Origin of the sequence: Bacillus sp. FDAARGOS_527, assembly GCF_003812125.1 — a bacterium.
GTDB classification, from domain to species: Bacteria; Bacillota; Bacilli; order Bacillales; family Bacillaceae_G; genus Bacillus_A; species Bacillus_A paranthracis.
On the sequence record NZ_CP033795.1, the window covers coordinates 1390178 to 1402446 of the forward strand.

Below are 12269 nucleotides of genomic sequence, written 5' to 3' on the forward strand. Positions count from 1 at the left end.
GTACTGTTCCCCAGAGAGCCGGTATGTTGCTGAAAGCCGGTGTGCAGACGTTATTTGAAAATCATCTCCGAGGAGCCGAGGCTGAAAATGAGTAAGCTCGGACGGATGTCTACCGTTACAAAGAACACGTATGATAGTACGTTGCTAAGTGCTATTAGTGAAGAGCTAATAGAATTAGGGTGGTATCGCGGGTAAACCCGTCCCTATTTTATAGGGACGGGTTTTTTGTGTGCTTTAAAACATTCAAAAGGAGTGATTGTAGATGAAGAAAGTAGATGTAAAAGAGTCAGCTGTAGGGAGAGAAACACGTATTCGTAAACAGTGGAACGAGCAGAGCATTTTCGAACAATCAATTCAGAATCGAGAAGGCGCACAATCTTTTGTGTTTTATGAAGGACCACCAACGGCTAACGGACTACCGCATGTAGGTCATGCACTTGGACGAACAATTAAAGATGTAGTAGCAAGATATAAAACGATGGCTGGTTATAAAGTATTAAGAAAAGCGGGATGGGATACGCACGGCTTACCTGTAGAATTAGGTGTTGAGAAGCAACTCGGTATTTCTGGTAAACATGAAATCGAAGAGTATGGAATTGAACCATTTATTAAGAAGTGTAAAGAGAGTGTATTCACATATGAGAAACAGTGGCGTGAATTCACTGAAAGTATCGGTTATTGGGTAGATATGGATGATCCATACGTTACGTTAGAGAATCCATATATCGAAAGTGTATGGCATATTTTAGGGACGATTCATGAAAAAGGATTATTGTATAAAGGGCATAGAGTTTCACCATATTGCCCAAGTTGTCAAACTTCACTAAGTTCACATGAGGTTGCCCAAGGGTATAAAACAGTAAAAGATTTAAGTGCAACAGTTAAGTTTAAAGTGAAAGATAGTGACAATGAATACTTCCTAGGTTGGACGACAACACCTTGGACACTTCCAGCAAATGTTGCACTCGCTGTACATCCAAATATGGAATACGTGAAAGCGAAACAAGAAGGTCATGTATACATTGTTGCAAAAGAACGTGTACAAGATGTATTAAAAGAAGACTATGAAGTACTATCTGTCCATAAAGGTGAAGAATTAGTAAGCACATCTTATATGCCGCCATTTCCAATGAACGAAGTTACAAATGGCTACCACGTTATCGGAGCAGATTTTGTAACGGCAGATAGTGGTACAGGACTTGTTCATATTGCTCCAGCATACGGAGAGGATGATTATAGAGTCGTTCAAAGTGAAGGATTGTCATTCTTACATGTTGTAGATGAGAAAGGTGAATATACAGAAGCAGTACCATTTTTGAAAGGTAAATTTGTAAAAGATTGTGACGTAGATATCGTTCGTTATTTAGCGAAGGAAGGTTTACTTTATCATAAAGAAAAGTATGAACATAGTTACCCACATTGTTGGCGCTGTGATTCACCACTTCTTTATTATGCAGGCGAAAGTTGGTTAATCCGAACGACTGCAATTAAAGATACATTTTTACAAAACAACGATACTGTTACTTGGTATCCAGATCATATGAAACATGGAAGATTTGGTAAGTTTTTAGAAAACATGGTGGACTGGAATATTAGCCGAAATAGATATTGGGGAACACCATTAAACGTATGGGAATGTGAAAGTTGCGATCATCAATTTGCACCGAAAAGCATTGTTGATTTAAGAAAGCATAGTATGAAAGAGACACCTGAAGACTTAGAATTGCATAAGCCATATGTAGATGAAGTGCAAGTTTGCTGCGAAAAATGCGGAAGTACAATGAATCGTACACCAGAAGTAATTGATGTTTGGTTTGATAGTGGTTCGATGCCATTTGCGCAATATCATTATCCGTTTGAAAATAAAGAGTTATTTGAAGAACAGTTTCCAGCAGATGTAATTGCAGAAGGAATTGATCAAACACGCGGCTGGTTTTATAGTTTATTAGCTGTATCAGCACTATATACTGGAAAAGTACCGTATAAACGAGTGCTATCACTAGGGCATGTTCTAGACGAGGAAGGACAGAAAATGTCTAAAAGTAAAGGGAATGCACTAGATCCAGTTGATTTAGTAAATCAGTTTGGTGCAGATGCTTTAAGATGGGCACTTCTCGTTGACAGTGCTCCGTGGAATGCGAAGCGTTTTTCTGAAAGAACAGTATTAGAAGCAAAATCTAAATTTGTAGATACATTAGTCAATGTGTATAGCTTCTACGTTTTATATGCAAATTTAGATGAGTATAATCCGAACGAAACGTATGACGTAAAGCGGACGAAATTGGATGAATGGGTATTATCAAGATTGCATAGCACAACGAAAAAAGTGAGAACTGCACTTGATGATTATCAATTTACGAATGCAGCTCGTGAAATCGCGGCGCTTGTAGATGAAGTAAGTAATTGGTACGTAAGACGATCACGTAATCGTTTCTGGGAATCTGGTATGAATGCTGAAAAAGCAGCTGCGTATGAGACACTTCACGAAGTGCTTGTGACAATTAGTAAATTAATCGCACCGTTTACACCGTTTGTCGCTGAAGATATTCATTTGAATTTAACTGGAAGTAGCGTTCATTTAGAGGATTATCCAGTTGTAAATGAATCACTACTTCAGCCGAAATTAGAAGCGGAAATGGATGCAGTTTTACAAGTTGTTGAACTTGGAAGAAGTAATCGTAATCAACATTCTTTAAAAGTAAAACAGCCGTTAGCGGAACTTGTATTACTTGAGCATAATGAAAATGATATGGATTGGGAATCTTATCGTGATATCGTTATGGATGAGTTAAATGTAAAAGCGTTCCATGTTGAACTCGATGAAACGAAATACACGTCCTATCAATTAAAGCTGAACTTTAAAACGGCTGGGCCGAAGTTCGGTAAAAATGTGAATGCAGTAAATGGCTGGCTAAAACAATTATCACAAGACGAGGTACAAAACTTTGTCTCTACAGAAAGAGCAGTTTACGAAGTAGCATCAGGAGAAGAAATAGTTGTAACGACTGAAGATGTATTAGTAGAGAAAGTTGCGAAATCTGGATTCTCTAATACAACTAACGGACAATATACAGTAATGTTAGATACGAATGTAACGGAAGAATTGCTACAAGAAGGGGTAGCACGTGAATTCATTCGCGCCGTTCAAGAATATCGTAAGCAGTTGAATTTACCTGTTAATTTACGAGTAGATGTAATTCTTGATACAGAGGAAGAACTACAGCAAACGTTAACGAATCATAAAGAGTTGTTGGAAGAAAACTTACTCGTTAAACAATTTACATTTGGTCACTTAACGAATGAAGATGATGAACTATCTTTAGGTGAGACGAAAGTTCGTATTAAATTAAGCGCGACTAAGTAAAGAAAAGGAAGTTGGAATCATTCCAACTTCCTTTTTTGTATGATAGATATTTATCCGGCTAATTTTTTCATAATCGATTCGATAGGACCTCAAGAAAATTTCTTTCTAAAGTATTGTTTGCGCTTTACACATAAATATTGAGAAATTTTCACGCCTCTTTAATGGAAAGGTAATAGAACTGTTCATAGAGAATTACTCGTAGATTCAATTTTTATCCCCCCATTTTGTGGGGAATGATTGCCTAGTGGTAATGGGATAAGGTTGAGCTACTTTATTAGGGGGAGTGGTTCTATGTTTAATAAAAAAATGGTGGCAATGGCAATGACTGTGCCGTTAGTAATGGGGACAATTTCTACAGTTTCGGCATTGGAAAAACAACAGCAAGTAAAGCTAGAAGCTTATTCGCCGCAGAAAAAAGCAACAGAATATTTAAAAGAAAATGCTGCGCAGTATGGATTAAAAGCAGACCTTTCAGACTTACAATATATTTCTACAACAGAAACGTCAGTAGCTTCATATGTTAGGTTCCAACAAGTTGTGAATGGTGCGCCTGTATTTTCAAAACAAATTACAGTTACTCTTAACGGAGAGGGAAAGGGAGTACTTGCTGTTTCTGATTATCAATCTGTTAAAGGTGTGAAGGAAGCTACTACAAAAATTAGTGAAAAAGATGCAATACAAAAATCAATGGCGTATGTTGGAGAAGTAAGTGAACAAAACTTATGGGCTCCTACAGAGAAAGAATTTGGATATATTGTTGAAGAAGGAATTGCTCGTCCAGTATATAAAGTTGTAGTCCATTCTAATAATCCATTTGGTGCATGGGAAACATTTGTTGATGCAGAAAATGGAAAGTTAATTAAAAAGGTTGATATAAACCGTAAAGCAGAAGGATCAGGAAAAGTATTTTTACCTAACCCAGTCGTATCTAGCGGTAGTAAAGTAGGTTTAAAAGATAACAATGATGCAGATTCAACAGCATTAACGAACCAATTAAAGACTGTTACGTTAAAAGGTTTAGATGGGACAGGATTTTTAATTGGAGAGTATGTAACGATTTCCTCAAAAGCAAAAACGAAATCTACAAACTTACAATTTAACTATACACGTGCAAATGATAGCTTTGAAGATGTGATGTCGTATTATCATATCGATACTTTACAACGTTACATTCAAAGTCTAGGTTTTAAAAATATTAATAATCGCTCTATTAAAGTGAATGTAAATGGAACGACGGCGGACAACTCGTTTTATTCTCCGACAACGAAAGCTTTAACCTTTGGTACTGGTGGAGTAGATGATGCAGAAGATGCAGGTATTATCGCACATGAATATGGACATTCAATTCAAGATAACCAAGTTCCTGGCTTCGGTAGTTCTGCAGAAGGTGGAGCGATGGGAGAAGGGTTTGGTGATTTCTTAGGTGCTACGTATGAAGATGCAGTATCGACAACAGGCTACGGAAAAGCATGTGTTGGAGAATGGGATGCGACTGCTTATTCTAGTTCAGATCCGACGTGCTTACGCCGATTAGATAATAATAAAGTGTATCCGAAAGATATTACGAATGAAGTACATGATGATGGAGAAATTTGGGCTCAAGGACAATATGAGATGGCGCAAGCATTTGGTCGTGATGTAGCAACGAAAATTATTTTACAATCGCACTGGTCGTTAACACCAAACTCTAAATTCAGTGATGGAGCGAAAGCAATTAAGCAAGCAGATGCTCTTTTATATGGCGGACAACATGCCGCTGATATCGATCGTATTTGGGCAGCGAGAGGAATTAGTACGAATTAATATAAAAAGTCGTGGCATGTATAAGCCACGACTTTTTAATTTGCCTTAGAACTGGTACTAGTAAAGTAAGCTATATGAATGATAATGTGAATTTATTCGCATTTCATTTATTTTTTTTCGTCTTTAAAAACAAAATGCTCTTTAAATTTTCTAGACTCCACTTTTTGACCATTTCGCATGGAGCGGAAAGGGTGTTCTTGCCATGTAATAATAACATCAACTTCATCTGCTTTTGTAGCAACAGGTAAATTAGCGTGTTCAAATCCAGTTTTTCCACTTGCTAAACGACTTTCCTTTAGGGAGAAGAGTTCATATTTCGTTTTTGTTTTTGGTTCGTTGCGGAATACTTCGACTTGTACGTTATATACTTCACTGTTTCCAACATTTTTTACTGAAAATTGATAAGTTTGGAATTCATCTTTTTTAGCTTGAAGCTTTTTTTTGTTTACTTTTTTCGGTTCAGCAATATTCACTTGCCATTGATCAGAGTTTTGAGAGATTGGTAAAGATTTTGGTGAATAGGCGTATGTTTCGTTTACTACAATTAGGCAAAACAATAGGAGAAAGAAACTAATCGCTTTTTGCATATACACACCTCGCTATAAAATTTTTATTAATATGTGTAAATAAAACAGTAAGTATGTGATTTAATGGAAAAAGGTGATACTTTGATTCAGATGAATTTGAAAAAACTTGAAGAAGTAATAGATGGAGAAGGGTTATACGAATCATTTCATCATTTAGAAATACATGGTGTCTGTATAGATTCCAAAAACATGAAAGAAGGAAATTTATTTGTTCCAATCATTAGGATGAAAGATGGGCATGAGTATGTGAAAGAAGCAATGGATAATGGAGCTGTCGCTTCCTTGTGGAAAAAGTCTTACGGTACTCCGCCAAAAGGGATTCCAATTATATTTGTGGATGACACTTTGTTTGCTTTGCAACAATTGGCACAATTTTATCGAAGAGAGATAAATGTAAAAGTAATAGGAATTACAGGTAGTAATGGCAAGACTACGGTAAAAGATATAATAGGAAGCATTTTAAGTTCAACTTATAGAGTGCATAAAACAAAAGGTAATTTTAATAGTCAAATCGGTTTGCCGTTAACAATTTTAGAAATGGAACGAAATACTGAGTTCTTAATACTTGAAATGGGAATGAGTGAAAAAGGACAAATTCGAAATTTATCACGAATCGCACAGCCAGATGTAGCGATTATTACAATGATCGGACAGTCACATCTAGAGACGCTTGGATCAAGAGAAGAGATTGCGAAGGCTAAATTTGAAATTGTAGACGGATTACATGACGATGGACTGTTCTTATATAATGGTGATGAGCCATTACTTTCTCAACATATTAATACGCTAGGTATAGAAAGTAAGTCGTTTGGTGGAAAGTATACAAATGATTTGTTTCCAACGAACGTACAATTAGATGAATATGGTGTTCATTTTAAATTAAATCATTCAAAAATACAGTACGATGTTCCCTTACATGGAAAACATAATATTTTTAATACGATTGTCGGAATCGCTGTAGGTCAATTTTACAAAGTCTCTACAGAAAAAATACAAGAAGCATTGCAGCAAATAAATATTACACAAATGCGCTTTCAGTTTTTAACCGCTAAAGCAGGTTTTACGATTATTAACGATGCATGGAATGCCAATCCTTCCTCCATGAAGGCTGCAATTGAAACGTTACAGAAGTTAAATGCCTATAAGAAAAAAATGATAGTGATTGGGGATATGTTGGAGTTAGGCAAGAAAGCTGAAACATATCATAGAGAAATTGGTAAAATGTTAAATGAGGATAGTATTCAATATGTATTTACGTATGGAGAGTTAGCCAAAATTGTAGCGGAAGAAGCAAGAAAGAACTATCATGCAGGAAAAGTACAATCATTTGATAATAAAGCCGAGATAGCAGAGGAAGTATTAAAAGTAGTAACGAAAAAAGATGTTGTATTATTAAAAGGCTCACGTGGAATGGCTTTAGAGGAGATTGTACAAAAGTGGATTTGAAAAATTAAAATATATTTAAAAGTGCTTGCATTTTATAGTGCGAAGAGATAGAATACTCTGTAAATATAAAAAGTGATGATCAGGAAAAGTACATGATGCAAAGGTCTACAGAGAGCAATTGGTTGCTGAGAAGATTGCGATACTGCATGATAGAAAGACACCTGTGAGTGTTGCTTTGAACGTGATAATTAGTAAAAGCAAACGGTACCTACCGTTATCAGGACTAAGATGGTCATTATGACAATTTGGGTGGTACCGCGGAAAAATCCGCCCCTATTTATAGGGGCGGATTTTTGTATTCTTTTAAGGGAGGTGAGTGACCGTGGATGATGACGATGACAACAATAACGTAAATAAATATAAAATTACCGGAGGGAAAAATAATGGAGTCAATAATGAAGCGTTCACTCACAAAAGAATGTACAAAGCAAGGCGGAAAAGTTGTATTACTTCAAGGATGGGTAAAAAAGATTCGTCATCTTGGAAATGTTAGTTTTTTATTAATAAGGGATCGATCAGGGGTTATGCAATGCGTATTAGAAAACGAGCTAGCTGGATTTAAAGTAGATGTGGAGAGTGTTGTTCAAGTCGTAGGCCAAATAGTAGAGACTTCGAAAACAGAATTAGGGATTGAAGTGCTTGCTCACGAAGTGAAAATATTAAATGGCGCAGAACCACTTCCATTTGAAATAAATAAAAAGAAGTTACAAGTTGGCTTAGATCAGCTACTTAATGAGCGGGTATTATCATTAAGACATGAGAGAATCGCGGCGATATTTAAAGTGAAATCTACGTTCGTTCATAGTTTTAGTGAATTCCTTGCAGAGAACGATTTCACACGTATATTTACTCCGAAAATTGTTTCGCAAGGGGCAGAAGGAGGAGCAAATGTTTTTAAGCTTCCATACTTCCAAAAAGAAGCTTATTTAGCACAATCACCACAGTTTTATAAGCAAATGATGGTAGCTGGGGGATTAGAACGTGTTTTTGAAATTGCACCTGTATATAGAGCGGAACATCACAATTCTTCCCGTCATTTAAATGAATATATATCGTTAGACGTAGAGATTGGCTTTATAAATGATTTTCATGAAGTGATGCAATTAGAAACGGATGTATTACAATATATGTTTCAACAAGTAGCAAAAAACTGTGAGAAAGAACTACAACTATTACAAATAGAAGTACCTGTTATTACAGAAATACCGAAAATTACATTGTTACAAGCACAAGAAATTTTGAAAAGTAAGTATCGGAAAGAATCGCCAATTGGGGATTTAGATACAGAAGGTGAGAAGTTACTAGGGAAATATGTGAAGGAAACATATAAGAGTGAATTTGTTTTCATTACACATTATCCGAAAGAAGCGAGACCGATGTATACGATGCCGAATAACGAGAATCCATCTATTACTGATTCGTTCGACTTACTATATAAAGGATTAGAAATAACATCAGGGGCACAGCGAATTCATAATTATGAAATGTTACTTGCTTCTTTTAAAGAAAAAGGATTACATCCAGATAAATTTCAATCTTATTTAAATACATTCCGATACGGTTGTCCTCCGCACGGTGGTTTTGGAATTGGCTTAGAGAGAGTTGTTTGCAAATTGTTAGAATTAACAAACGTACGAGAGGCGAGTGCTTTTCCAAGGGACTGTACAAGGCTTATCCCTTAATAATAGGGGAAGGAATTCCGCATTTTCTCATTAAAATTTAATATGTCCCTTGACAGTTACTAATATAACCGATATACTTCATATTAATTTCAAAAGAAAATATATTCTAAATATTTAAATGTGTTGAATAGGAGTAGTAAGGTCGTATATTTGTACAGAGAGCTATGGGTTGGTGTGACATAGTCAAATGACATCCTGAACTCGCCTAGGAGCAGTAAGGTGGAACGGAATCACATTCTTAGTAAATCTTAACGGTTAACCTTCGATATTAGGTTTGTAATCAAACGATTACTACTAAGGTGGATTCATAATGGAATCAATAAGGGTGGTACCGCGTTAAGTAAATGGCTTAGCGTCTCTTTATATAGAGACGTTGAGCCATTTTTTTATTTTATGGAAATAGAAATGGAGGGTTTATTCGGAGTGGTCTATAAAATTTAATTATTTATATAAAATGATTTTATTAGGAGGAAAATGAGATGAAACAGACGGAGCAATGGACTTCGAAATTAGGTTTTATAATGGCAGCAGCAGGATCGGCAATTGGACTTGGCGCAATATGGAAGTTTCCTTATATCGCCGGCAAGAGCGGGGGAGGAGCATTCTTTTTAATCTTTATATTATTTACTGTATTAATTGGATTACCACTACTTATAGCTGAATTTATGATTGGACGTAGTACGCAGAAACGAGCAGTTGGCGCATTTAAAAGTATTGCACCAAATACAGGGTGGCACTGGATTGGACGCCTTGGCGTCGGAACGTGTTTTATACTACTTTCGTTTTATAGTGTTGTAGGTGGATGGGTGTTAATTTATTTATTCAGAGGAGTAACGGGACAACTTATTACTCCAGGACAAAATTACGGTGCATTATTTACTGAAACAATTGGAAATCCGGCTTGGGCGATTATGGGACATTTCGCTTTTATGTTCATTACGATTTGGGTCGTATCAAAAGGTGTACAAAACGGAATTGAAAAAGCAAGTAAATATATGTTGCCAGCGTTGTTCGTTTTATTTGTCGCTCTTATTATTCGTTCATTAACACTTGATAATGCAATGGAAGGTGTGAAGTTTTTCTTACAACCAGACTTCTCAAAGATTACTTCAGAAAGTATTTTGTTCGCAATGGGGCAATCTTTCTTTGCGATTAGTATCGGGATCTCGATTATGGTCACGTATAGTTCCTATTTAAATAAAAAAGAAAGTTTACCAAAATCAGCAATAACAATTGTTGGATTGAATTTATTTGTTTCATTATTTGCAGGACTTGCAATTTTTCCGGCCGTATTTTCATTAGGAATGGAGCCAACAGAAGGGCCTGGATTACTATTTATCGTATTACCATCAGTATTTAGTCAAATTCCATTTGGTGGGTTTTTCTTAACAGTATTCCTTGCACTATTTACATTTGCGACATTAACATCGGCATTTTCACTATTAGAGACAGTTGTTTCAGCAGTAGCAAATGGCGAACAAGAAAAAAGAACAAAGTTATCATGGATGATCGGTTTCTGCATTTTCTTAGTAGGTATACCATCAGCGTTATCATTTGGAGTATGGAGTGATATTACGATTTTCGGAAAAAATATTTTTGATGCAGTAGACTTCTTATCTAGTAATATATTAATGCCACTTGGTGCACTATTCATTAGTATTTTCGTTTCATTTAAAATGGAAAAGAAGGTATTAGAAGCAGAGTTTTTTGTAGGTGGAAATTATGGAAAGAAAGTATTTACTTGTTGGGCGTTTTTACTTCGATTTGTAGCACCACTCGCAATGATTATCGTCTTTTTAAATGTAATAGGGATTATTTAACAGTAGTTGTTATAATATTCAGTAAAAAAAGAAGGTGATGATCATAAAGGCGAATTTGATAGAAGCAGGGAAATACATGCATATTAGAGGAAAAAAGCTATACGTTGAAACGCATGGAAACCCTAAAAATAAACCAGTTCTATACTTGCATGGTGGACCAGGAGAAAGTTGTTACGATTTTTCATTTCATCAAGCGGAACGTTTAAAAGATTCTTTATATGTAATTATGATAGATCAAAGAGGTGTCTGTCGCTCAGAAGAAATTACTGAAGACGAAGCTTTTGGATTAAATGATTTGATTGAAGACTGTGAGGAATTAAGAAAATCATTACAAATTGAAAAGTGGTCTATAATTGGACATTCCTTCGGTGGATATGTAGCGTTGTTATATGCGTCGATATATCCAAGTTCAATAGAGAAAATAATATTTGAAGGACCAACTTTCGATTTTGCATTAACAAGTAAAGCTTTGTTACAAAAGACAGCGGACTTATTAAAAAAGTATGGAAAAGAAGAAGTAGCAAAAGCATGTTTAGTTTATTTATCTAGCAATGCTAGTTCAGAAGAGTTGTTAGACGCTTATATAAGACTAAGTGACGAACTAGAAGAAAATAGAATGGAGATTTACAATTACAAGGAAGATGTGACAGACGAGAGTTTATATAGTGATGAAGAGTGGGAAGTATTTTCAAATCGCTCCAAGATCCACTTTGATAGATTAAAATTAGAAGGAGCATTTCATACTTCATTATTACGAAAAATAAAAGATGTACAAAATCCAATGTTATTAATAGTAGGAAAACATGATGTAGTAACGTGTGAAAAACAAATTGAAATATTTAATAAAGATGCCCGAAACGGCAAGTATATTGTATTTGAAGAAAGTGGTCATTCACCTCATTATGAGGAAGCAGATAGGTTTGCAGAAACAGTCATACATTTTTTGAAATGAAGAAAAGGGTGCTTCTATAAATGAGAAGCACCTTTTTAAATTTATGGATATGTGATTGTAATGTTGGGCCAATTACTTTGCCAGTTCTTTTTAATAACTCTGTTTTTGTACATATGTATACGCTCTTTCGATTCCAGAAAATGAGCTGTTGGTCTCACTTGTAAGGAAAGAACATCTTCAATGCCGCACGGAGCTGTTAATATAACATTGTTTTTTTCGTCTAATGTAACCCCTAAAGACGTTGCTGTTTCAGGGAATTTAGAAATAGCATCAACAGAAGAAGAATACGGTGGCATATTATTTACTACGTGCATACGAGCTTGATTCTTTACAGACCAAGCGATAGAGGCATCCAAATTTATCAGTTTCTTTTCTAATAATTGTTCGTATATCTCATCTTTACGAAAAGGATCAAAATAAATGACATCAACGTCTGGTATAGTTGTTCTTATTTCGTAGTTATGTAAAGTATCCCAAATTTTAGAACGAACAAACCCGGCACAAATCCACCAATCAGGTAATTCTAGTGATTTTGCTAATTGTAATACGTCCATCATCCATTCGTCGTTTTCTATCAAGCGAATGATATGTTGCTCTGTTTGGATATTCATTGAT

At 35.5% G+C, this 12269-nt stretch carries 8 protein-coding genes and 3 other annotated features (1 of these 11 cut by a window edge); of the genes, 6 read left to right on the forward strand and 2 right to left on the reverse strand.

Features of this window, described 5'->3' with window-relative positions; translation table 11 throughout:
• Window positions 1–208, forward strand: a binding site (T-box leader); it begins 32 nt to the left of the window's first position.
• 54 nt (window positions 209–262) lie between these two features.
• A complete protein-coding gene (ileS, locus tag EGX95_RS09555; protein ID WP_000754904.1) occupies window positions 263–3364 on the forward strand; it encodes an isoleucine--tRNA ligase in 3102 nt (1033 codons plus the stop codon).
• A 291-nt stretch (window positions 3365–3655) separates the two neighbouring features.
• Window positions 3656–5167, forward strand: coding sequence for a M36 family metallopeptidase (locus tag EGX95_RS09560; protein ID WP_000482267.1), 1512 nt, complete (start codon window positions 3656–3658; stop codon window positions 5165–5167).
• Between the two features lie 107 nt (window positions 5168–5274).
• Here the strand turns inward: EGX95_RS09560 and EGX95_RS09565 are convergent, their stop codons facing one another.
• Complete coding sequence (locus tag EGX95_RS09565; protein ID WP_001167904.1) at window positions 5275–5754, reverse strand: hypothetical protein; 480 nt, start codon at window positions 5752–5754, stop codon at window positions 5275–5277.
• A gap of 63 nt (window positions 5755–5817) precedes the next feature.
• Between EGX95_RS09565 and EGX95_RS09570 the strand changes: the two genes are divergently transcribed.
• The 4 genes from EGX95_RS09570 (at window position 5818) to EGX95_RS09590 (ending at window position 11654) form a co-directional block, all read left to right on the forward strand.
• Window positions 5818–7200: a UDP-N-acetylmuramoyl-tripeptide--D-alanyl-D-alanine ligase gene (locus EGX95_RS09570; RefSeq protein ID WP_000410670.1), complete on the forward strand. Its 1383-nt coding sequence runs from the start codon at window positions 5818–5820 to the stop codon at window positions 7198–7200.
• 66 nt (window positions 7201–7266) lie between these two features.
• Window positions 7267–7478 (forward strand) — a binding site (T-box leader).
• A 105-nt stretch (window positions 7479–7583) separates the two neighbouring features.
• On the forward strand, window positions 7584–8882 hold the full coding sequence (aspS, locus tag EGX95_RS09580; protein WP_000443904.1) for an aspartate--tRNA(Asn) ligase: 1299 nt from the start codon (window positions 7584–7586) through the stop codon (window positions 8880–8882).
• 114 nt (window positions 8883–8996) lie between these two features.
• Window positions 8997–9245, forward strand: a binding site (T-box leader).
• A gap of 116 nt (window positions 9246–9361) precedes the next feature.
• Window positions 9362–10702, forward strand: coding sequence for a sodium-dependent transporter (locus EGX95_RS09585; protein ID WP_063246716.1), 1341 nt, complete (start codon window positions 9362–9364; stop codon window positions 10700–10702).
• A 37-nt stretch (window positions 10703–10739) separates the two neighbouring features.
• Window positions 10740–11654, forward strand: coding sequence for an alpha/beta fold hydrolase (locus tag EGX95_RS09590; protein WP_000584219.1), 915 nt, complete (start codon window positions 10740–10742; stop codon window positions 11652–11654).
• A 41-nt stretch (window positions 11655–11695) separates the two neighbouring features.
• On the opposite strand, the gene EGX95_RS09595 is transcribed toward EGX95_RS09590, so the two are convergent.
• Window positions 11696–12265 carry a nucleotidyltransferase family protein gene (locus tag EGX95_RS09595; protein ID WP_001025799.1) on the reverse strand — a complete coding sequence of 190 codons (570 nt, stop codon included), beginning with the start codon at window positions 12263–12265 and terminating at the stop codon, window positions 11696–11698.
• Window positions 12266–12269: the final 4 nt, after the last annotated feature.